Origin of the sequence: Streptomyces asoensis (genome assembly GCF_016860545.1) — a bacterium.
GTDB lineage: Bacteria > Actinomycetota > Actinomycetes > Streptomycetales > Streptomycetaceae > Streptomyces > Streptomyces asoensis.
Genome location: NZ_BNEB01000003.1, coordinates 1,196,726 through 1,217,330 on the forward strand (window position 1 = coordinate 1,196,726; position 20,605 = coordinate 1,217,330).

Genomic DNA, 20,605 nt, shown 5'->3' on the forward strand with positions numbered 1-20,605 from the left:
TTCCTTCCTGACGGAGCGTCAGACACACTGACGCGATGCGAAGTCCGACACGGGCACGTGGCCGCCGGGGCGCCTTGTGGGGCGCGTCGGCGGCCGCCGTCGTTCTGGCGGCGGGCCTCTTCGCCGCCTGCGGGGGCGACGGCCGGCCGAGCGGTTGGGTCGCCGTCGGCGCGGCGGGCGACACGGCACCGCCGGGCGTCCCGGGCGATCCGACGGGTGGGGTGCGGCTCGTTCCGCTGGACGGGACGAGCGGTCCGCCAGGAGCAAGCACCGGGCCGGGGGCCGCCACGGACCGGCCGACGGCCGGTGGCCCGGGGGCGAACGGCGCAGGTGCGGGCACCGGGGGTTCCGGCGCCGGGTCCCCCTACCGCCCCGCGCCGGGGACACCGGGCGGCCCGGGAGCCGCGGCGGGAGGGTCGGGCACCATCGGCGGCACAGGATCCATGGGCACGGGCGGTCCGTCCGGGGGTTCTCCCGGCTCCCCGGACGAGCCGGGCTCTCCTGGGTCCTCAGGCTCGGCCTCGCCCCGGCCCACGAGCCCCTCCGGCACCCCGTCCGCCGGACCGGCCGCCCTCGTGGTGAGCGACCCCGTCCGTACGGGCACGGATCAGCGGTGGTGCGAGGACGTGACGCTCGTCTTCCGCAACTCCGGAGGCACGGCGGTACGTTCGGGCACGGTCGCCTTCGGGACCCATGTCGTCGACGCGCTCGGCATCGACTGGGCGACGCGCCGGTCGACGGTCACGCTGCCCGTGCCGATCACCGCGGGCGGGCGCGAGGAGCGGACCTGGACGGTCTGCGTCGACGCCTGGCGGGTGCCGCTGGGCATGCACATCGAGACACGGGACGTCTCGGTCGACTGGGAGTGAGGGCCGGGCGGCGCAACGGCCCGTATCGGCCCCGGCGGGGAACCACACGCTCCGACGGCGCCGGGTGCGCGCAGGTGCCGCGGCGGGACGCCGCCGGCCGCGCACCCGGGCACACCGCACGGCCGTCCGGCGCGGAGCGGCCGTTACTTCAGTGCCAGCCAGGCGACCGCCGCGACGATCACGACCGCGGCGACGACGCCGATGATCAGGCCGATGCGGGGCCCGGACTGGGTGGGAGCCGGCTGGGCGGCCCGGGGGGCGCCGTCGTCGACGAACGCGCGGAACATCTGGGTGCTGCCGGCGGGGTCGTGGTTGCCCTGCGGGCCCTGCGTGTTAGCCATGGGCCGAGACACTAGCGAAAACGCGCGGGACGGCCCAAGTGGGGGTCGTGACCAAGGACATCGGGACACACGGGACGCACCGCAGAAGGGGAACGCAGAAGGGGAACAGGGACGGGACGCCGGAGCGGAGCACGGGACGGCCCGCGGGACCCCGTCCCCGCCCTTCCTCCCTGTCACCACCCCCACCTGCACATTTACCCCCGCAATACTTGCCTTTGCCAACTTTTTGCGGCCATGGGCGCGGTTTTATTTGCCTGTAGCAACCAACCGCTCCTATGGTTGCCCTAAGCAACAACTTGGGAGGTGTGATGGCCGGGCAGGCGCAGTACGAGGAGCTGGCGCGTCAGCTCAGCGCCGTCGGGGCGGTGAAGCGGGACCTCGGGCGGATCCTGCCGCAGGACTGCTCCGCCGGCTCGGCGGGCGTGCTGGCGCTCCTCGGCCGCCACGGCGATCTGCGCATGAGCGCACTCTCCGAGCTGCTGGCCGTGGACATGTCCGTGACCAGCCGCCATGCGGCACACCTCGCCGACCGCGGCTGGGTCGAACGCTCCCCCGACCCGGCGGACAAGCGCTCCCGCATCCTGCACCTCACCCCCGAGGGCCGCACGATGCTCGCCGAGCTGTCCCGCCGGAGCACCGAGCTGCTCGCGGAGCGGCTGGACGACTGGACCGACGCCGAGATCGGCCGGCTCATCGGGCTGCTGACCCGGCTGCGTGCCAGCTTCGGCGACTGCCGGACGATCGCGCACCGGCCGCCGCTCCCGCCCGCACCCCCGCCTCCCGTTCCCGTAAGCGAACAGGCACCGACCACCCGTACACCCGCACAAGCGACGTAAGAGAAGGAAGCTCATGGCAACGACCACACCAGCCGGTGTGCGGGCCCACGCGAAGCACGGCGGAGGGTCCCACGGCTCCGCCGACGACGCTCCGATGACCCACCGGCAGATCATGGAGGCCCTCTCCGGGCTGCTGCTCGGCATGTTCGTGGCGATCCTGTCGTCCACGATCGTCACCAACGCCCTGCCCGAGATCATCGGCGACCTGGGCGGCGGCCAGTCCGCCTACACCTGGGTCGTCACCGCCGCGCTGCTCTCCATGACCGCGGCCACGCCCCTGTGGGGCAAGCTCTCCGACCTGTACAGCAAGAAGGCGCTCGTCCAGATAGCGCTGGTCATCTACGTCCTGGGCTCGGCGGCCGCCGGTCTGTCGCAGAACCCGGCGATGCTGATCGCGTGCCGTGTCGTCCAGGGCATCGGCGTCGGCGGTCTCTCCGCCCTGGCGCAGATCGTCATGGCCGCGATGATCTCCCCGCGTGAGCGCGGGCGCTACTCCGGCTACCTCGGCGCGACGTTCGCCATCGCCACCGTCGGCGGCCCGCTGCTCGGCGGTGTCATCACCGACACCTCGTGGCTCGGCTGGCGCTGGTGCTTCTACGTCGGCGTGCCGTTCGCCGTCATCGCGCTGATCGTGCTCCAGAAGACCCTGCACCTGCCCGTCGTCAAGCGCGAGGTGAAGGTCGACTGGGGCGGCGCGTTCTTCATCTCCGCCGCGGTCTCCCTGCTCCTGCTGTGGGTCACCTTCGCCGGTGACAAGTACGACTGGGTGTCGTGGCAGACGTACACGATGGTCGGCGGCTCGATCGTGCTCGGCCTGCTGTTCGTGCTGATCGAGTCCCGCGCCAGCGAGCCGATCATCCCGCTGCGGCTGTTCCGCAACCGCACCATCACGCTGTCGTCGCTGGCCTCGCTCTTCGTGGGTGTCGCGATGTTCACCGGCACCGTCTTCTTCAGCCAGTTCTTCCAGCTGGCCAGGGACAAGTCGCCGACGATGTCGGGTGTCATGACGATCCCGATGATCGGCGGTCTGTTCATCTCCTCCACCGTCTCCGGCCAGTTCATCACCCGGACCGGCAAGTGGAAGATCTGGCTGGTCAGCGGTGGTGTCCTGGTGACGGCCGGCCTCGGCCTGCTGGGCACCGTCCGGTACGACACGGACTACTGGAAGATGGCCGTCTTCATGGCCCTGCTGGGCCTCGGCATCGGCATGATGATGCAGAACCTGGTGCTGTCCACGCAGAACCAGGTGGCCCCGTCCGACCTCGGCGCGGCCAGCTCCACGGTCACCTTCTTCCGCTCCCTCGGCGGTGCGGTCGGCGTCTCCGCGCTGGGCGCCGTGATGGCCCACCGGATCACCGACTACGCCAAGGACGGCATCGCAGACCTCGGCCCCCGGTACGCCTCCCTCGCCTCCGGTTCGAGCTCCTCCAGCGAGATCCCGGACATGGACAAGCTGCCCGCGCCGCTGCGCACGGTCATGGAGAGCGCGTACGGCCACGGCATCGCGGACGTCTTCCTGATCGCGGCTGTCCTGGCGCTGCTGGCCTTCCTGATCACCCTGTTCATCAAGGAGGTCCCGCTGCGGACCAAGGGTGCGCTGGCCCAGGCGGCGGCGGACTCCCCGGCCACGACCGCGGCCCCCGCCGCGGAGACGGCCGTGAGCGCGACCCCGGCCGCGGTCCCGGCCGCCGGCACGGCAACCGTCCGGACCGACGAGAACGTGCCGGTCGGGACGGCCGCCGGCACGGACCCGGAGAGCGGTCTCCAGGGCACGCAGCGGCTCGCCGCCGTCGCCACCGCCGAAGCCCCGCGGACGCCCTCGGCCGGCATCCCCGTGCACGGCTTCGTCCGCGGCGCGGAGAGCGTCCCCGTGGCGCAGGCCGCGGTCACGCTGATCTCGCTCGCCGGACGCCAGCTCGGCCGCTCGGTCGCCCAGGCCGACGGTTCCTACGCCCTGGACGCGCCGGGCACGGGTTCCTACGTGCTGATCGCCTCGGCCGACGGCTACCAGCCGCAGGCGTCCACGATCGTCGTCGACGGCGAGCCGGTCGCGTACGACATCCTGCTCAGCGGGACCAGCGGGCTCAGCGGTGCCGTGCGCGCCGCCGAGTCGGGCGAGGCGGTCAAGGGCGCGATGGTGATCGTCACCGATGTGCGCGGCGATCTGCTGGCCACCGCGGCCACCGGTGAGCAGGGCGAGTTCTCCTTCGCGGAGCTCGTGCCGGGCGCCGTGACCGTCGCGGTGAACGCCGTCGGGTTCCGGCCGCGCGCCCTGCCCGTCGAGGTCGGCGTGACGGGCGTGACCCGCACGGAGGTCGTCCTCGACGCGGGAGCCCAGCTCCAGGGTGTCGTCCGGGCGCCGCACGGTCCGCTGGCCGACGCGCGCGTGACGCTCGTGGACGCGGCGGGCAACGTGGTCGGCACGGCCACCACCGGCGCGGACGGCGCGTACGCCTTCGCCGACCTCGACGGCGGCGAGTACACGGTCATCGCGACCGGCTACCCGCCGGTGGCCACCGCCCTGACCGTGGCGGGTGCCGGCGTCGACGGGCACGACATCGAACTCGCCCACCCCGGCGAGTAGTTCCGACAGTTATCGGCTCCGGCCCGGTGCGGGGCGACCCCCCGCACCGGGCCGGTTCCAGTTCGAGGAGTACGTGAGATGGGACTGACCGCGAAGATCCGTACGCGGGACGGGTGGGCCGTGTCGCACGCGGTCGTCACGGTGACCGACATGGCGGGCGGCCAGGTGCTGCGCGCCGAGGCGGACGGGGAAGGGGCCGTCCGGGACGCGACCGAGCTCTCCCCGGGGGCGTACACGGTGATCGTCACGGCCGTCGGGTACGCGCCCGCGGCCGCCAGCGCGATCGTGACCGCCGGGGGACGGCGGATCGAGGCGGGGACCGTCACCCTGGCCAGGCAGGGCGGCACGGAACTGCCCCCGCCCGGGCCCTGGACGGTCGACCCGGCGCACTCCGCCGTCGGCGCGGTCGCACAGCACCTGGGCATCTCCAGCGTGCGCGGGAGGTTCACCGAGTTCTCGGCGGCCATCGAGATCGCGGCGGACGACGTCGGCGCCTCCCGCGTGGAGGCGGTCATCCGGGCGGCCTCCATCGACACCGGCAACGCCCTGCGCGACACCCACCTGCGCTCGGCGGACTTCCTGGACGTGGAGAAGTACCCGGAGATCACCTACCGTTCCGCCGGTCTCACCCCGGCGGGGCCGGACCGCTGGACCGTGCACGGCGAGCTGACCCTGCACGGTGTCGCCCGGCCGGTCGACCTGGACCTCTCCTACCTGGGCACCGGCTCCGACCCCTGGGGCGGCACCCGGGCCGCCTTCCGGGCCACGGCCGACCTGCACCGCGAGGACTTCGCGATGAACTACAACCAGGTCGTGCAGGCGGGCGTCGCGGCCATCGGCACGACCCTGAAGGTGGAGCTCGACGTCCAGGCGGTGCAGGGGGACGCGCTGCCCCAGGTGTGACGCGCCGCCAGAGGGGGCGGACGACGGGGGCGGTCGGCGGGTGCGGGGCGGCGGGCGCGGGGCTGGCCCGGCATGGGCTGGGCGTACGCCCCGCAGGGTCAGCCGGAACGGGCTCCGTTGCGCCTAGGCTGCCCCCATGGCACCGAACATCGCGACGAACACCAAGGTCTCCCTGGACGAGCTGCTGGACTTCGTACGGCCCCGGCACCGCGCGATCCTGCTGACCCGGCGCGCCGACGGCGGCTCCCAGGCCTCGCCGCTGACCTGCGGGGTCGACGACTCGGGGCGGATCGTCGTCTCGACCTACCCCGAGCGGGCCAAGACCCGTAACGCCAAGCGGGACGAGCGGGTCGGCGTCCTCGTGCTCAGCGACGACTGGAACGGGCCGTGGGTCCAGGTCGACGGCACGGCCGAGGTGATCGACGCGCCCGACTCCGTCGAGCCGCTCGTGGAGTACTACCGCAACATCGCCGGTGAGCACCCGGACTGGGACGAGTACCGCCGGGCCATGCTGAAGCAGGGCAAGTCGATCATCCGGGTCACGCCGACGCGCTGGGGTCCGGTCGCCACCGGCGGCTTCCCGGCCCGGCTGGTCGCCGACCAGTAGTCCAGAGCGGCGGGACGGGAGCGGCGGGATCGGAGCGGCGGCAGGGGGTTACGGCTCCCGGTGCGTCAGCCGCGTCGGACCATCGCCTCGATGCCCGCGACCAGCAGGTCCAGGGCGAAGGTGAAGTCGCGGCTCATCATCTCCTCGACCGTGTCGCCGCCGCGGGCCGCCATGAGGTTCTTCGACTCCTCGATGATCTCGGCGGTCTGCGGGGCCCCCGCCGTCGCGGTCATGGCCTGCCGGAAGTACTCGTCCGGGCTCAGGCCGGTGTCCGCGACCCGTGCGAAGAAGTGGCCCTCGATCGTGCCGTAGCCGTACACGAACTGGAAGACGGCCGAGATCGCGCCCGTGATGCCGTGCGCCGGCAGGCCGGTGCGCAGCACGACCCGCTGGACCGTGCGGGAGAAGACGACGGAGTTCGGGCCGATGTTGAGATAGCGGCCGGCCAGCGGGGACAGCCACGGGTGGCGCACCAGCAGCTCGCGGTACTGCGTGGCCAGCGCCCGCAGCTGGTCCCGCCAGTCGGCGTCCTCGTCCGCCGGGTCGGGCAGCTCCGTCAACTCGCCGAAGGCGGTGTCCAGGGCGAGTTCGAGCAGGTCGTCCTTGGTGTCGACGTACCAGTACACGGACATCGCGGTGACGTTCAGCTCGGCCGCCAGCCGCCGCATGGAGAACTTGGCGAGTCCCTCGGCGTCCAGCAGCCGCACGGTGACCTCGGTGATCCGGTCCCGGTCGAGCCCCGAGGGCTGGCCTCCGCCGCGGCCGCGTCGGCGCGCCTTGCCGTCCAGCCACACACTGTGGTGTGCGGCGCCCCTGGCGGTCTCGGCCATGGCAAGGCACCTTTCGTCCGGCAACTGGGGAAGATGCTAGGCCGAGGTCTGCCGCCGTGGCGCGGGGGGACGGTCCTGACATGCGGCTCCGTCATCGCGCGGACGCGCTCACGGGGCTCACGGGGTGGCCGGTACCGGCGGGGACTTCTCGCGCTCGGCCCGGGTCAGCAGGGTCGCGGCCACCACGCCGCCCAGGAGCACGGCGGCCGCCCCGATCAGGAGGCTGACCTCCAGCCCGGAGGAGAAGGAGTCGACCACGCGCGCCTTCTCCGCCACCGAGTCCGCCGCCGCGAGCGCCACCGGCAGGGACACCGCCGCGAACCGCGCGTTCAGCACGGCACCGAGCACGGCGACCCCCAGCCCGCTGCCGAACTCCGCCAGCGTCCCGTTGACGCCCGCGCCCACGCCCGCCTTCGCCGGCGGGATCGAGCTCATGATCGCGTACGCCATCGCCGGACTGGCGACCGACGTCCCCGCGCCGATGAGCAGCAGCCCGGCCAGCATGCCCGGGTAGCCCTCGGAGGCGAGGGTGGCGACGGCCGTCAGTCCGCCCGCCACCAGTGCCATCCCCACCAGCACGGACACCGGTCCGCCGAGCCTGGCCATCACCTTCGCCGACAGTCCGGTGAAGTTGAGGGCCACCACGGTCAGCGCCAGCGGCGCGGTGCGCAGGCCCGCCTCCAGGGGGCCGTAGCCGAGGACGAACTGGAGCTGCTGGGTGAGCAGGAACAGCGCGCCGCCCATCCCGAAGGTGACCAGCACCGCGCCGGCGACCGCGCCCGTGAACCGCCGGTCGCGGAAGAACGCCAGGTCGAGCATGGGGTACGGGATCCTCGCCTCCCAGTAGGCGAACAGGGCGAGGACGACGGCCGCCAGCCCCGCGCTCACCAGGACCCGTGCCGACGTCCAGCCGTGCGAGGGGCCGGAGATGATCGCGAAGACGAGCGAGGTCGTACCGACCGTCGACAGGAAGGCGCCGAGCAGGTCGGGACGGTCGCCCTGCGGGTTCCTCGTCTCGGGGACCAGGGTGACGACGGCCACCAGGCCCAGCGCCGCCACCGGCAGGTTGATCAGGAAGATCACGCCCCACCGGAAGTGGTCGAGCACCAGACCGCCGATCAGGGGTCCGGTCGCGAAGCCGAGCGAGTTCACAGCGGCCCAGATGCCGATCGCCTTCGGCTGCTCCTCGGCCACGAAGACCTGCATCACCACGGCGAGGGTGGTGGTGACCAGCAGCGCCCCGCCCACCCCCATGCCGGCCCGCGCCGCGATCAGCTGGGCGGTGCTCTGCGCGAGGCCGGCCGCCAGCGAACCGACGCCGAACAGGACCAGGCCCGCGATCAGCATCCTCTTGCGGCCGTAGCGGTCGGCGGCGCTGCCGGCGGTGAGCAGCAGACCGGACTGCACCAGCGAGTAGGCGTTGATCATCCACTGGATGTCGGTGGTGGCCGCGTCCAGTTCCCGGGTGAGCGAGGGGATCGCGACGTTCAGCACGGTGTTGTCGAGCAGCACGGTGAGCTGCGCGAGGCAGATGACACCGAGGATCAGCCAGCGCCGGGGGTGGCCCGAGGCGCTGCCCGGCAGGGAGGGGGCCGGGGCCCGGGCGGGGGAGGAGGTCATGTTGTACACCGTAGAACGCTTGCCATACGGTGTACAACAGAGTTGTCGGGGACATGGATCAGGGGCGGCGACCTCGGTCACCGCCCCTGATCACGTCAGGCCGTACGTCAGCCGGTCGCCTTCTGGGTGAGGTCGTAGAAGGTGGCCGAACCGACCGTCACCTTCTTGAAGTTGGCCTCCACCCACGAGCTGATCTGCGAGGACGTGCCGCTGCTGCTGCCGCCCATGCCGCCGCCCGAGCCACTGCCGATGAAGTAGTGGATCCTGCCGTCGGTCACGTACTGCTTGAACTGCGCCAGGGTCGGCGAGGGGTCGGTGCCGTTGAAGCCGCCGATCGCCATCACCGCCTCACCGGTGGCGAGTTGGTAGCTCGCGGCGTTCTGCGCGCCGATCGCGGCCGCCGCCCAGGTGTAGGCGCCGGAGTCGGCCTCCAGCAGCTTCTTGGCCTCGTCGGTCACGGAGGCGCCGTTGAGCAGACCGCCGACACCGCCACCGCCGCCCATGCCGCCGCCGTCACCGGTCGTGCCGCCCGGACCGCCCTGCTGGTTCTGACCCTGGCCCTGGTTCTGACCCTGGCCCTGCGTGCCGCCGTTGCCGTTCTGGGTGCCGCCGTTGCCGTTCTGCTGGTTCTGGCCGGGCATGCCCCCACCGGGGAAGCCACCCGTCCCGCCGCCCTGCGGGCTCTGGCCCTGGCCCTGTGTGCCGCCGTTGCCGTTCTGGGTCTGGCCACCGGGGCCGCCGAAGCCTCCCCGGCCGCCACCGCCGCCACCCGGGCCGCCGCCCATCATGCTCGCGCCGGCCGGGCCGGCGGTCACGATGGAGCCGGTGTGGCCCTCCTGGAGCGTGCTGATCGTGTACGCCGTCGGTCCGGCCAGCGCGGCCACCAGGCCCACGGAGGCCGCCGCGAGGCCGAGCCGGCGGTCGAGGCGGCCCGCGAAGGTCAGGCCGAGCGCGGCCGTCAGACCGCCGACCAGGATCAGCCACTTCAGCCAGGGCAGGTAGTCGGGGGTGCGGTTGAGCAGGACGTAGCTCCAGGCCGCGGCCGCCACGACCGAGGCCGCGAGGGTGATCGAGGCCCAGACCTCGCAGCGCCTCTCCCACAGGATCCCGGCGCCCATGCCGATCACGGCCGCCAGGTAGGGGGCGAGGGCAACGGTGTAGTACTGGTGGAAGATGCCCGCCATGTAGCTGAAGACCACCGTGGTGATCAGCAGCGAGCCGCCCCACACCAGGAACAGCCCGCGGGTCGTCGACGTCCGCTTCAGCTTCCGGGTGGCCACCAGGCCGCCGGCCAGGAGGATCAGCGCGGCCGGCAGCAGCCAGGAGATCTGGCCGCCGATCTCGGAGTTGAACATCCGGTCCCAGCCGGTCTCGCCCCACTGACCGGTGCCGCCACCGCCGCCGCCCCCGCCGACGCTGCCGGTCTCCTCGCCGTTCAGGCGGCCGAGACCGTTGTAGCCGAAGGTCAGCTCCAGGAAGGAGTTGTTCTGCGAACCGCCGATGTACGGCCGGGAGGACGCCGGCCACAGCTCGACGATCGCCACCCACCAGCCGCCGGACACGATCAGCGCGCCGGTCGCGACGGCCAGCTGGCCGAACCGCTTGCGCAGGCTCACCGGTGCGCAGACCGCGTAGACGATCGCCAGCGGCGGCAGGATCAGGAAGGCCTGGAGCGTCTTGGCGAGGAACGCGAAACCGATCGCGACCCCGGCCCAGACGAGCCACTTGGTCCGGCCGTCCTCCAGTGCGCGGGCCACCATGGAGCAGGCCACGGCCATCAGCAGGGCCAGCATCGCGTCCGGGTTGTTGAACCGGAACATCAGCGCGGCGACCGGCGTCAGCGCCAGCACGGCGCCCGCGATCAGTCCGGCACCGGCGCCGAAGCGGCGGCGCACGGAGGCGTACACCACGGCGACCGAGCCGACGCCCATCAGCACCTCGGGGACGAGGATCGCCCACGAGTTCAGGCCGAAGATCCTGACCGACAGGGCCATCGGCCACAGCGAGGCCGGGGGCTTGTCGACGGTGATGGCGTTGCCGGCGTCCAGCGAGCCGAAGAAGAAGGCCTTCCAGCTCTGGCTGCCCGCCTGGACGGCCGCGGAGTAGAAGGAGTTCGCGTAGCCGGAGGCACTGAGGTCGTACAGGTAGAGCAGCAGCGTGGCGGCCAGCAGACCGAGGAAGGCCGGGCGTGCCCAGCGGGGGTCCTCGGGGCGGCCGCGCCACAGTCTGCGGTGCGGGGGCTGCTTCGGCTCGCCCGGGGCGGGGGCCGGGACGGCCGTCCCGGCGGCGTCGGGGTGCGTGCCGGGCGGCACCGCGCCCGGCGGCGGTTCCCAGGTCGTCGTCTGCTCGAGTCCGGTGCTCATCGGGCGTCCCCCGGGTCGGTGTCGTGGGGGCGGCGCACCGGCTGCAACTGCATGGTGGCGTCCCTCCAGGTGCCGTCCGCGGCTTCGCCGGCGCGGAATCGAGTCGTCGGGTCGGGGTCGTGCGGGGATGCGGCGGGCCGCTGCGGCAGGGGCTGCTGCGACGGGTGTGACGGCTGCGGCCACTGTGCGGACGGGTCGGTGGACGGGTTGGCCGGCGTGGGGGCGTGGGGGATGAACGGCGCCCCAGGGGCGTGGGGGCCCCGGGCGGCGCGGAAGGCCGGGGGGAGATGGGAGGCGTCGGACGGCACACCCGTCGCCGGGGGTTCGTCGCCCTCGCGCCGGTCGGAGAAGACCCACACCCGGAAGAGCAGGAAGCGCAGCACGGTCGCCGCGAGGTTCGCGGCGATCAGCACCGCCAGCTCGGTGGAGTGCGCGGGGCTGGACGTCGCCGTGTTCAGGGCGAACAGCGAACCGCTGGTCAGCGCGAGTCCGATACCGAAGACGACCAGGCCCTGCGCCTGGTGCTTGACGGCCCCGCCGCGGCCGCGCACCCCGAAGGTGAGCCGGCGGTTGGCGGCGGTGTTGGCGACGGCCGACACCAGCAGCGCCAGCGCGTTGGCCGACTGGGACCCCGTGAACTGGCGGAAGCCGCTGTAGAGCAGCAGGTAGAAGAGGGTGGAGAGGCCACCCACCACACAGAAGCCGACGAGCTGGCGGGCCAGGCCCTTGGGTACGTCCATGATGTCGCGGTCGCGGGGGTCGTCGCCGAACGGCCTGGTCAGCCGGTCCAGGGAGAGCGAACCGGTGGCCAGCGCCCGGCCCACGCGCCATACCCCCTTCAGGTCGTCGGTCGCCGTCTTCACGATGTGGACCGTGGAGTCCGGGTCGTCGACCCAGTCGACCGGCACCTCGTGGATACGGAGACCGGCTCGTTCGGCGAGCACCAGCATCTCAGTGTCGAAGAACCAGCCGGTGTCTTCCACCAGGGGGAGCAGAATCTGTGCCACGTCACGCCGGATCGCCTTGAAGCCGCACTGCGCGTCCGAGAACCGGGCCTGGAGCGAGCCGCGCAGGATGAGGTTGTAGGCGCGGCTGATGAACTCCCGCTTCGGCCCGCGCACCACCCGCGAGCTGCGGGCCAGCCGGGAGCCGATCGCCAGGTCCGAGTGGCCGGAGATCAGCGGCGCCACCAGCGGCAGCAGCGCGTTGAGGTCGGTGGACAGGTCCACGTCCATGTAGGCGAGGATCGGGGCGTCCGAGGCCGACCAGACGGTCCGCAGCGCGCGGCCGCGGCCCTTCTGTTCGAGGCGGAAGTTCTCCACCTCCGGGATCAGCCCCGCCAGCCGCTCCGCGACCAGGGGGGTCGAGTCGGTCGACGCGTTGTCCGCGATCGTGATGCGGAAGGAGTACGGGAACGTACGCGTCAGGTGGTCGTGCAGTCTGCGGACGCAGGGCTGGAGGTCCTTCTCCTCGTTGTAGACGGGGATCACTACGTCCAGGACAGGCGTACCGGCTGTGGCGGCCGGGAGGTGCTCCCGCGCCGGCAGGGTGCCGGGAGAAGAGTCGGTTCGCATGGCATCGACTTTCGTCAGGCGCCCTGTTGCACCCATGTGGTGGCACTGTGCTCGACCTGTGAGTCGAGTTGCCAGTTCGTTTCGGGGGCCGGGTGGGGCACGGCGGGGGCGAGGGCCGGCAGGTGCACCGTGAAGACGGTCTGCCCGGGCACGCTGTCCACGGTCACGGCGCCGCCGTGCGCGGTGGCCACGGCCTGCACGATGGCGAGACCCAGTCCGGTCGAGCCCGTCGCACGGGAGCGTGCCGAGTCGCCGCGCGCGAAGCGTTCGAACACGTGCGGCAGCAGGTCGGCCGGGATGCCCTGGCCGTTGTCCTGGACGTCCACGCACAGCCACGGTCCGCGCCGCTGCACGCGTGCGGTGACCGTCGTACCGGGCGCCGTGTGGGTGCGGGCGTTGGCGAGGAGGTTGACGAGGACCTGCTGGAGCCGGGCCGCGTCGGCGGAGACCAGCGCGGGCTCGTCGGGGAGCTCCAGGCGCCAGACGTGGTCGGGTCCTGCGGCCCGCGCGTCGCTGATGGTGTCGATGACCAGCGGGACCAGGTCGGTCTGCTCGAACTGGAGCGGGCGGCCCGCGTCGAGCCGGGCGAGCAGGAGCAGGTCCTCGACGAGGAAGGTCATCCGGCCGGCCTCCGACTCGATGCGTCCGAGGGCGTGCCGGGTGTCGGGCCCGACCTCCTCCCGTCCGCGCCGGGTCAGCTCGGCGTAGCCCCTGATGGAGGCGAGGGGCGTACGGAGCTCGTGACTGGCGTCCGCGACGAACTGGCGGACCCGCATCTCGCTCTCCTGGCGGGCGTGCAGGGCGCCGTGGACGTGGTTCAGCATCCGGTTGAGCGCGGCCCCGACCTGCCCGACCTCGGTGTGCGGATCGGTCTCGGACTCGGGCACCCGCTCGCTGAGGTTGACCTCGCCGGTGTGCAGGGGGAGTTCGGAGACCCGGGTGGCGGTCGCGGCGACCTTGCGCAGGGGGCGGGTGGCCACGTTGACCATGACGGTGCCCGCGAGGGTGGCGGCGACCAGGCCCGCGAGGGTGAGGCTGATCTCGACGAGGATCAGGGTGTCGATGGTGTTGTCGACCTCGGCCGTCGGGATGCCCACGTAATAGGCGGCCAGGTCGTTGCTGGCGTACTTGACCCGGTAGTCGCCCAGCCCGGGGATCTCCACGGTGTGCATCTTCCCGTCCTGCGCGACGGAGTTGAGCACCTTGATCTGGGCTTCCGTGAGCGACTTGCTGCCCATCGAGAAGTCGTCCTGCGACTTCACCCCGCGCTCGGCCTCGGTGACGGAGCCGTTCACGACCTTGGCGGCGATGGTGCTGTCCGACTGGGGACCCTGCACCAGTTGCGCGAGACCGGCGGCCTGGGCCTTGCCCTGGCCGGGTGTGCCGGAGCCGCCCTTCTGCTGGCCGGGCGGTCCTCCGAAGTCGCCGCGCGGGGCGGCCCGGGCCGCGACCTCGCCCAGCCGGCCGTTGAGCTGCCCGTACAGGTGATCGCGCAGCACCAGGGTGGTCACGGTGCCGATCACGGCGCAGACCACGGCGATCAGGGTCACGGACACGACGACGAGCCGCGTCCGCAGGGTGCGCGGCTGTCCCGCCCCCACTCTCGGCTTCGTTCGAGCGGGGAGGCCCCCACGTCTCTTCTGCGCACGCGGCCGTCGTCGCCCGCTCATGACACCGCGGGCTTGATCAGGTATCCGGCGCCGCGCCGGGTGTGGATCATCGGTTCACGGCCGGCGTCGATCTTCCGGCGCAGGTAGGAGATGTACAGCTCGACGACGTTGGCCTGGCCGCCGAAGTCGTAGGACCAGACGCGGTCGAGTATCTGCGCCTTGCTGAGCACGCGCCGCGGGTTGCGCATCAGGAAGCGCAGCAGCTCGAACTCGGTGGCGGTCAGATGGATGTTGTCCCCGGCCCGCGACACCTCGTGGCTGTCCTCGTCGAGGGTGAGGTCTCCGACGACGAGCACGGAGTCGGAGCGCCGGTCGGCGGCACCGGAGCGCCGGATGAGCCCGCGCAGCCGCGCCACGACCTCTTCGAGGCTGAACGGCTTGGTGACGTAGTCGTCGCCGCCCGCGGTGAGTCCGGCGATACGGTCCTCGACGGCGTCCTTGGCCGTCAGGAACAGCACCGGGACGTCCGGCAGCTCGCGCCGCAGCCGACCGAGGACGGTCAGACCGTCCATGTCGGGAAGCATCATGTCCAGGACGACGGCGTCGGGGCGGAACTCCCGCGCGGTCTGGATGGCGCCCGTGCCGTCACCGGCGCTGCGGATCTGCCATCCCTCGTAGCGCAGGGCCATGGACAGCAGTTCGGTGATCGACAGCTCGTCGTCCACCACAAGCACTCGGACGGGGCTCCCGTCCGGCCTCAGCAGTTCGGTGCGCCCCTGGGGCGAGGTCGTGGTCATGGTGAACACCTTGGCCGGGCCCCCTGAGAGCACTCTTTCACTCATCTGTGATTTCCCTGAGAAACGCACAGGCACCTCTCAGGCGACACCTGGGAAGCCCTTGCCCCGCGTCGGCTCCGGGCGCCGGTATGCCCGGTACGCCACCCTGTGCGGCCGCCGGGACGCGCTTTCGTGAGAATCGTCTGGGCCGACCGCTCGGACACCGCCTGTGCTCCGCCTTGGAGATGCACAGGAAGGGCACCTGCACGGGGGCCGTCGGCCGGGGAGACACCATCGCCATGGACGGCGGACGGCCGGTCCGTCATCCCCTCAGAACAACCCGTCCTGACGCGGGCCGTCCGCGCCCGCCGCCTTGAAGTGCCGCACGGGAAAAGCGGGTCGAGAGGGCCGACGGGGAGCCCCGGGGTCGTCCGGCCGGAGGGGGTCCGGCGCACCGGCCCCCGCCGGGACCAGCCGCCACCCCCGCATCAGCCGGGTGTCGAGCACGATCACGCCGTCCTCGGTGGCCAGATGCAGATCGGGCCCGGCGGCCGCCACCAGCTCTCCGCTCACCGCTCCGCCGGCGACCAGCTCGCCCACCTCCCCGACAGCGGCCGGCGCCCCGGCCAGCCCGAACGCCCCTACGTGGTCCACGGGTCGGAACGGCGCCCTCTCCAACGACTCGGGCCAGCCGGTCAGTTCCACGGCACGCCGGTACACCTCGCCCGTCTCGGCGGCCCGTTCCTCCAGGGTCGCGGGCAGAACGGCGCGCACCGCCCGCTTCTCGGTGTACGGGATCCGGTCCGGCACCCGCAGCGCGGCCCGCAGCAGCTCCTCGGTACGCCGCGCGGCCATGAGCGGACCGCTGCCGAGCCAGCTGAAGCAGATCGCGCCCTGTTCCAGCAGCCGCACCGAGCCCCGCTCGACCGCCGTGATGCCGACCTTCACCAGCCCCGGCCCGAACCACGCGAGGTACACCCGGTACGGCCGCGGATCGTCCGCGACCCGGTCCGCGGCGACGGAGTGCGCCCGGTCCAGCCGCGCGCACTCCTCGCAACGGCCGCCCGCGCTTCTGCCCGGCACGACGACCCGCCGGGGACACGCGTGCCCCCGGGCCCCGGCGCACTCCCGCACCCCGCCCTCCTCGACCCCGAAGGCCACCCGCCGCCCCTGGGCCAGCGGGCTACGGCGTCCCCCGTCCCACATCAGCTCGGGCCCCTGCGCCGACCACCGCAGCCCCGCGCACTTCCATGCCTGTGCCATCACCCACCACGGTAGGCCCGGGCACCGACAACGCGGACGCGACCGGACGCGACCGGCCCGCGAGCCGGCACCCGACGCAGCCGGGATGCCCGCCCCGGGCCCACGGGTCCCGGACCCACATCCCCCACTCCGCCCGGGGCCGCACCCCGGGCGGCTTGCCCCAGCCGGTGAGATGCAGCCCCCAGGTGACCAGCGCGCTCACCACCACGATCCCGAGCCCGACGGCCAGCAGCACCCCGGAGACGGCGCACACGCCGACTCCCACCACGGAGGTCCCGGCGGTCGCGATGCCGACGCCCGTCCAGCCGGCGACGGTGTGCCCCTCGTCGTACAGCGCCATGTTTCCCTCACATCCTAAGAAGTTCTGTTACTGAACCTCTTACAAGGTAAGAGAAACCGAAGTCGGATAACAAGGACCCAGCAGAAACGACCGACGGCCCCCGCGGCCGGCCCCCGGCGACCGCGCACCGCCCCGCGCTGCACCACCGCACCGAGCAGACCTCGAGCAAGGAACCGAGAAACCCCAGATGCCAGCCGAGCCGTCACCGCCGGACAGCGGTCAGCCCAGTGACCCGCACGGCGGCCGCCCCGCCGCCACCCCCGCACAAGCGCTCTCGGCGATGGACGACCTCATCGCGGCCAGCATGGTCGGCCAGCAGGAGATGGCCCAGCGCCTGGGCCTGAACGTCACCGACCTGACCTGCTTCGGCTACGTCATCCAGGCCGGCGAGAACCTGCTCACCGCCGGGGAGCTCGCGGCCCGCGTCCACGTCACGACGGGCGCGGTGACCGGCATCCTCAACCGCCTGGAACGCGCCGGCTATGTCACCCGCCGCCCCGACCCCGGGGACCGCCGCCGGGTCCGCGTCGCCGCGATCCCCTCGGCGGTCGCCCGCGCGTACGCCCTGTACGAGCCGTACTACGCGCGCCTCGACGCCCTCTTCGCGGACTACTCCCCCGAGGAGACCGCCGTCCTGACGGACTGGTTCACCCGCGCCACGGCCCTGGCCCACACCTACCGCGACGAACTCCGCGTCCACGACCGCGACCCCGCGCCGCCGGAAACGGAAACGGGACCGGAACCCGGCGATGCCCCCCGCTGATTTCCGGACCGCCGATTGCCGGACCGCCGATTTTCGGACCGGTGCTTGTCGGACCGGCGCTTGTCGGACCGGCGCTTGTCGAACCGCGTGGCCGGACCAAGGATTTTCGGACCGCTGATCCTTATCGGCTCACTGCCGGTGGCGGCGCGTCGTCTGTCGTGGCGGCAGGGTCAGGGTGATCTGCCGGACGAGTTGCTGGAAACAGGCGAGGGACGCGAGCGCGGGCAGGGAGGCACCGGCGATACCGGTGAAAGACTTGTCGGCCTGTGCCACGCACAGCATCATCGCGACGGAGGAGAAAAGCAGCACGATGAACCAGGAGTGCACGGCGCGGCGCTGATGCAACGCGGTCCGCAGGATGGAGAGCGAGGCCACCATCCAGGGGCCGTACACGAGAAGCGGCCACGACGTGAACATTCCGCCTCCCGTTCCGGAGGTGATGTTCTGCAACGGCCGATAGGCCACCATGCCGCCGAAGACGCTGACCATCGCCACGATGACGGCGACGAGCGCGACGATGACGAAACTGCCGGTCCGCAGCCACAGACGCCGGACCTTGCGCCCCGGAACCTTGCGGTGCGCGGCGGCGGGACGCCGGGTGGGCGGCAGCTGGACGGTGATCTGTGCCAGCCCCTCCATCGGGTCGACGGCGTCCGCGACGGGTGCGGGCTCGCTGCGCGGGGGCGGCACCCTGACCGCGGATTCCGCGGACATGGCTTCCTGCATGAGGTAGGCGAGCTCCTCGGCGGGGTCCCAGCCCGCGTCGGGTGCGGTCAGCGGGACCCCGCCGTGCAGGGCGTCGGCCGGTCCGCCGTTCCAGCCCGCGTCCGACCCGTAGGAATAGGCGTCGGAATACCAGTCACGCCGAGTGAAATCGGGATCCACATAATCGTCATTCATAGGGGTGCGCCCGTCGGGCGTGGTCCACATGACGGCCGATGTTGACATGGCCGCTCCATCGGGAATCGAGTTCTTCCTGGATCGTCTCCAGCAGCGCAAGGAACTCACGGAGAAGCGGTTCGGTGATCTGACGTTCGACCCACGCGCCGTCCCCGATCACCGGGAAAGTAGACTTTCCGCCTGTCAGATCCTGGATCGTGGGCTGATCATCCACACCCACGTCGCGTCGATGCAGGTCCTGGAACCTTGCTTTCGTCATATTCCGCTAACACCGTTCCCCCTGCTCCAGATGCGCGGCAAATGAGTGACTCCGACATCGCATGACGTCATAATCCGGCGGAAGAGCGTTTCTCGGCCAAGTTATTACTTTCCCATTCCGCACTTTATTGGTCGAGCCGGTTTTCGTCTCGTGTCCTCCCGGGAAGCCGCCCACGATCTCGAAGACCGTCGTGGCGCGAGCGAGCCCTCCCGGTGTGCGGGCCCGCGGGGAGCGGCAGCCGGCGCACTAGGAAGTGCCGTCAGGGCCTGCGGCCGGCGTTCCCTGGTGGTGGAACATCTGCCACTGCATCGGAGCCACCCGCCGCCACAATGACGTGCGGTTCGACCACTTCCCGTCGATGTTCGCGCGGTACTTCACCATCACCAGTCCGTCCGCCAACCTGACCCCGCGCACACGCTCGGCCCTGATCGGCTCACCAGCCGGGTCGGTGTACGCCGCCACGCGCTGTGCGGTGCCTTCGTACTCGATCTCTCCTCCGGAGGCACCGAACTCATGGAAGTCCGGTGCGAGGAACCGGTTCAACCGGTCAGGATCAGCACGGCACTCGGGTGACAACGTCTCGTACTCCGCGGCCAGCGCTTCGGCCACCTGAGGGTCGTCACTGCCGGTTTCCAGATGTGCTGCCGTCATGACGACATGGTCACCCTCGCGCGGCGCCCGTGTCGCCCACCTTTCCCTGCTGCGCCCTGAGCGCCGGCCTCGGTGTCGGCTTGCTCGACAGCGTCCGGGAACGCCGCCCGGTCGTCGACGTCGTAGGCGGCGTAGGCGCTGAAGCCGATCCACCGATCACGGCTCCCCCACGGCTGACATCGACCGGTGCCGTGCTCCGCTGCTGTACGACACCGAAACGCCGAAGGCCCCGGATCTCTCCGGGGCCTTCGACTTGTGTGCACTCGGCAGGATTCGAACCTGCAACCTTCTGATCCGTAGTCAGATGCTCTATCCGTTAAGCTACGAGTGCTTGTTTATTCGGTTTTTCTGTCTTCGCTCCCGGCCCTTCCGGCCCGCTCGCGGCGACAGGAAGAACATTACATGACTGCCGCCGACATGTGAAATCCGTTAGCCATACCGCTTGTGAGCTGCGGAAACGTCTCTCTGAGGGCCCGTGAGACGACGGGGCGCGGAGCCGGGGAACGACGAAGCCCCGGTCGGATGGACCGGGGCTTCGGTGATCGAGCGGAGGCGGAGGGATTTGAACCCTCGATGGGATTGAAGTCCCAAACCGCATTAGCAGTGCGGCGCCATAGACCGGACTAGGCGACGCCTCCAGCACAACCCCCCGCGTGTGTGCGAGTGGTGCGTGCAGATGATGACACAGCCGAGCGGTGTGTCACCAATCGCCGTCCACGGTACTAGGCAGGTGGGTCGCAGGGCAAAGCGCTTTGCGGGGGCGCAACGTCGCGCCGGGTGCGCCGTTAGTCATGACATGTTCCAGGTCATCCCGCTCCGGCGGCTCGCCGCCGTCTCCTCCGCCGCCTGTGCCGTCGTGATCGCCGCGGGGGCCGCCTGGCCCGGCGCCGCGTACGCCGGGGCGGCCGCCGCCGACGGCACCGCTCTCGCCCCGTGGGCCCCGGGCGCCTCGCTGGCCCCGCCGCCGGTCCGGGAGGAGGACGAGGTCCCCACCGATCACCTCACGGTCACCGTCCGGCACGCCGGCGCGGGGGCCGACGGGACGTTCGAGGTGTACTGCCACCCCGGGCGCGGCGTTCACCCGGACGTGGAGGGCGCCTGTGGCGCGGTCGACCGCAACACCCGCTGGGGCACGGACACCTTCGCGCCCGCGCCGGAGGGCGGCGTCTGCACCATGCGGTACGGCGGTCCGGCCACCGCCCACGTCACGGGCCGCTGGGCCGGACGCCCGGTCGACGCGACGTACGACCGCGTCGACGGCTGCGCGATCGAGCGGTGGGACCGGCTCGTGCCGCTGCTCCCCGATCCGGCTGCTCCCCGATCCGGTCCGGACGCCGTCGGCCGTCGGCCGTCGGCCGTCCGCCGCCCGCTGAGCGTGGCGGAAGCACCGGTTCCGTAAAGGTCGCGCGAAGGCCCCGCGAAGCCGGGGCGGACCGCGGAAGGCGTCGGGAGCAGGCGGTCCTGCGCGAGGACGGGCCAGGACAGGTGAGGACACACGTTCTGTGTCACTTCGTCG

19 protein-coding genes and 2 tRNA genes are annotated in these 20,605 nt (G+C 71.9%); 7 read left to right on the forward strand and 14 right to left on the reverse strand.

Annotated elements, in window-relative coordinates; all coding sequences use genetic code 11:
- Positions 1-35: 35 nt before the first annotated feature.
- Positions 36-869, forward strand: coding sequence for a hypothetical protein (locus Saso_RS18060; protein ID WP_189923840.1), 834 nt, complete (start codon positions 36-38; stop codon positions 867-869).
- Between the two features lie 143 nt (positions 870-1,012).
- On the opposite strand, the gene Saso_RS18065 is transcribed toward Saso_RS18060, so the two are convergent.
- Entirely contained in the window at positions 1,013-1,210 is a 198-nt protein-coding gene (locus Saso_RS18065; RefSeq protein ID WP_189923838.1) for a hypothetical protein, read from the reverse strand.
- A 308-nt stretch (positions 1,211-1,518) separates the two neighbouring features.
- On the opposite strand from Saso_RS18065, the gene Saso_RS18070 reads away from it, so the two are divergent.
- The 4 genes from Saso_RS18070 to Saso_RS18085 all read left to right on the forward strand — a co-directional run bounded on the left by Saso_RS18070 (position 1,519) and on the right by Saso_RS18085 (position 6,140).
- Positions 1,519-2,046 (forward strand): MarR family winged helix-turn-helix transcriptional regulator, encoded by a 528-nt coding sequence (locus Saso_RS18070; RefSeq protein ID WP_189923836.1) that lies wholly within the window; start codon positions 1,519-1,521, stop codon positions 2,044-2,046.
- Between the two features lie 94 nt (positions 2,047-2,140).
- The gene (locus Saso_RS18075; RefSeq protein WP_461791940.1) at positions 2,141-4,630 is read left to right on the forward strand and encodes an MFS transporter; all 2,490 of its coding nucleotides are present in this window, start codon (positions 2,141-2,143) and stop codon (positions 4,628-4,630) included.
- Positions 4,631-4,708: 78 nt separating this feature from the next.
- A complete protein-coding gene (locus Saso_RS18080; protein ID WP_189923832.1) occupies positions 4,709-5,533 on the forward strand; it encodes a YceI family protein in 825 nt (274 codons plus the stop codon).
- Between the two features lie 136 nt (positions 5,534-5,669).
- Positions 5,670-6,140: a PPOX class F420-dependent oxidoreductase gene (locus Saso_RS18085; protein ID WP_189923830.1), complete on the forward strand. Its 471-nt coding sequence runs from the start codon at positions 5,670-5,672 to the stop codon at positions 6,138-6,140.
- A 65-nt stretch (positions 6,141-6,205) separates the two neighbouring features.
- On the opposite strand, the gene Saso_RS18090 is transcribed toward Saso_RS18085, so the two are convergent.
- From Saso_RS18090 to Saso_RS18125, 8 genes are all read right to left on the reverse strand, one after another.
- Positions 6,206-6,970 (reverse strand): TetR/AcrR family transcriptional regulator, encoded by a 765-nt coding sequence (locus Saso_RS18090; protein WP_189923829.1) that lies wholly within the window; start codon positions 6,968-6,970, stop codon positions 6,206-6,208.
- A 117-nt stretch (positions 6,971-7,087) separates the two neighbouring features.
- A complete protein-coding gene (locus tag Saso_RS18095) occupies positions 7,088-8,590 on the reverse strand; it encodes an MFS transporter (protein ID WP_189923828.1) in 1,503 nt (500 codons plus the stop codon).
- A 107-nt stretch (positions 8,591-8,697) separates the two neighbouring features.
- A complete protein-coding gene (locus Saso_RS18100; RefSeq protein WP_189923827.1) occupies positions 8,698-10,953 on the reverse strand; it encodes a glycosyltransferase family 39 protein in 2,256 nt (751 codons plus the stop codon).
- A complete protein-coding gene (locus Saso_RS18105) occupies positions 10,950-12,527 on the reverse strand; it encodes a bifunctional glycosyltransferase family 2/GtrA family protein (RefSeq protein ID WP_189923826.1) in 1,578 nt (525 codons plus the stop codon). The genes Saso_RS18100 and Saso_RS18105 overlap by 4 nt, the downstream gene beginning before the upstream one ends.
- A 14-nt stretch (positions 12,528-12,541) precedes the next feature.
- Entirely contained in the window at positions 12,542-14,197 is a 1,656-nt protein-coding gene (locus Saso_RS18110) for a sensor histidine kinase (protein WP_189923825.1), read from the reverse strand.
- Positions 14,194-14,934 carry a response regulator transcription factor gene (locus Saso_RS18115; protein WP_062645116.1) on the reverse strand — a complete coding sequence of 247 codons (741 nt, stop codon included), beginning with the start codon at positions 14,932-14,934 and terminating at the stop codon, positions 14,194-14,196. Before Saso_RS18115 ends, Saso_RS18110 begins: the two co-directional genes overlap by 4 nt.
- A 309-nt stretch (positions 14,935-15,243) precedes the next feature.
- Positions 15,244-16,176: a DUF2797 domain-containing protein gene (locus Saso_RS18120; RefSeq protein ID WP_189923824.1), complete on the reverse strand. Its 933-nt coding sequence runs from the start codon at positions 16,174-16,176 to the stop codon at positions 15,244-15,246.
- Positions 16,097-16,516 carry an HGxxPAAW family protein gene (locus Saso_RS18125; RefSeq protein WP_189923823.1) on the reverse strand — a complete coding sequence of 140 codons (420 nt, stop codon included), beginning with the start codon at positions 16,514-16,516 and terminating at the stop codon, positions 16,097-16,099. The genes Saso_RS18120 and Saso_RS18125 overlap by 80 nt, the downstream gene beginning before the upstream one ends.
- 187 nt (positions 16,517-16,703) lie before the next feature.
- Between Saso_RS18125 and Saso_RS18130 the strand changes: the two genes are divergently transcribed.
- Positions 16,704-17,279 carry a MarR family winged helix-turn-helix transcriptional regulator gene (locus tag Saso_RS18130; protein ID WP_189923821.1) on the forward strand — a complete coding sequence of 192 codons (576 nt, stop codon included), beginning with the start codon at positions 16,704-16,706 and terminating at the stop codon, positions 17,277-17,279.
- Positions 17,280-17,408: 129 nt separating this feature from the next.
- On the opposite strand, the gene Saso_RS18135 is transcribed toward Saso_RS18130, so the two are convergent.
- The 5 genes from Saso_RS18135 to Saso_RS18155 all read right to left on the reverse strand — a co-directional run bounded on the left by Saso_RS18135 (position 17,409) and on the right by Saso_RS18155 (position 19,727).
- The gene (locus Saso_RS18135) at positions 17,409-18,179 is read right to left on the reverse strand and encodes a DUF2637 domain-containing protein (RefSeq protein ID WP_372442451.1); all 771 of its coding nucleotides are present in this window, start codon (positions 18,177-18,179) and stop codon (positions 17,409-17,411) included.
- Positions 18,172-18,438: a hypothetical protein gene (locus Saso_RS18140; protein WP_189923819.1), complete on the reverse strand. Its 267-nt coding sequence runs from the start codon at positions 18,436-18,438 to the stop codon at positions 18,172-18,174. The genes Saso_RS18135 and Saso_RS18140 overlap by 8 nt, the downstream gene beginning before the upstream one ends.
- Positions 18,439-18,684: 246 nt before the next feature.
- On the reverse strand, positions 18,685-19,089 hold the full coding sequence (locus Saso_RS18145; RefSeq protein ID WP_189923818.1) for a nuclear transport factor 2 family protein: 405 nt from the start codon (positions 19,087-19,089) through the stop codon (positions 18,685-18,687).
- A 258-nt stretch (positions 19,090-19,347) separates the two neighbouring features.
- Positions 19,348-19,420: transfer RNA gene (locus Saso_RS18150), tRNA-Arg, on the reverse strand.
- A 216-nt stretch (positions 19,421-19,636) separates the two neighbouring features.
- Positions 19,637-19,727: transfer RNA gene (locus tag Saso_RS18155), tRNA-Ser, on the reverse strand.
- A gap of 158 nt (positions 19,728-19,885) precedes the next feature.
- Here Saso_RS18155 and Saso_RS18160 point away from each other — a divergent pair.
- Positions 19,886-20,488, forward strand: coding sequence for an SSI family serine proteinase inhibitor (locus tag Saso_RS18160; protein WP_189923816.1), 603 nt, complete (start codon positions 19,886-19,888; stop codon positions 20,486-20,488).
- Positions 20,489-20,605: the final 117 nt, after the last annotated feature.

Coding starts and splice junctions, on each gene's coding strand:
- Saso_RS18060 (WP_189923840.1), top strand. CDS start 36: ATGCGAAGTCCGACACGGGCACGTGGCCGCCGGGGCGCCTTGTGGGGC.
- Saso_RS18065 (WP_189923838.1), bottom strand. CDS start 1,210: ATGGCTAACACGCAGGGCCCGCAGGGCAACCACGACCCCGCCGGCAGC.
- Saso_RS18070 (WP_189923836.1), top strand. CDS start 1,519: ATGGCCGGGCAGGCGCAGTACGAGGAGCTGGCGCGTCAGCTCAGCGCC.
- Saso_RS18075 (WP_461791940.1), top strand. CDS start 2,141: ATGACCCACCGGCAGATCATGGAGGCCCTCTCCGGGCTGCTGCTCGGC.
- Saso_RS18080 (WP_189923832.1), top strand. CDS start 4,709: ATGGGACTGACCGCGAAGATCCGTACGCGGGACGGGTGGGCCGTGTCG.
- Saso_RS18085 (WP_189923830.1), top strand. CDS start 5,670: ATGGCACCGAACATCGCGACGAACACCAAGGTCTCCCTGGACGAGCTG.
- Saso_RS18090 (WP_189923829.1), bottom strand. CDS start 6,970: ATGGCCGAGACCGCCAGGGGCGCCGCACACCACAGTGTGTGGCTGGAC.
- Saso_RS18095 (WP_189923828.1), bottom strand. CDS start 8,590: ATGACCTCCTCCCCCGCCCGGGCCCCGGCCCCCTCCCTGCCGGGCAGC.
- Saso_RS18100 (WP_189923827.1), bottom strand. CDS start 10,953: ATGAGCACCGGACTCGAGCAGACGACGACCTGGGAACCGCCGCCGGGC.
- Saso_RS18105 (WP_189923826.1), bottom strand. CDS start 12,527: ATGCGAACCGACTCTTCTCCCGGCACCCTGCCGGCGCGGGAGCACCTC.
- Saso_RS18110 (WP_189923825.1), bottom strand. CDS start 14,197: ATGAGCGGGCGACGACGGCCGCGTGCGCAGAAGAGACGTGGGGGCCTC.
- Saso_RS18115 (WP_062645116.1), bottom strand. CDS start 14,934: ATGACCACGACCTCGCCCCAGGGGCGCACCGAACTGCTGAGGCCGGAC.
- Saso_RS18120 (WP_189923824.1), bottom strand. CDS start 16,176: ATGGCACAGGCATGGAAGTGCGCGGGGCTGCGGTGGTCGGCGCAGGGG.
- Saso_RS18125 (WP_189923823.1), bottom strand. CDS start 16,516: ATGGCGCTGTACGACGAGGGGCACACCGTCGCCGGCTGGACGGGCGTC.
- Saso_RS18130 (WP_189923821.1), top strand. CDS start 16,704: ATGCCAGCCGAGCCGTCACCGCCGGACAGCGGTCAGCCCAGTGACCCG.
- Saso_RS18135 (WP_372442451.1), bottom strand. CDS start 18,179: ATGAATGACGATTATGTGGATCCCGATTTCACTCGGCGTGACTGGTAT.
- Saso_RS18140 (WP_189923819.1), bottom strand. CDS start 18,438: ATGACGAAAGCAAGGTTCCAGGACCTGCATCGACGCGACGTGGGTGTG.
- Saso_RS18145 (WP_189923818.1), bottom strand. CDS start 19,089: ATGACGGCAGCACATCTGGAAACCGGCAGTGACGACCCTCAGGTGGCC.
- Saso_RS18160 (WP_189923816.1), top strand. CDS start 19,886: ATGTTCCAGGTCATCCCGCTCCGGCGGCTCGCCGCCGTCTCCTCCGCC.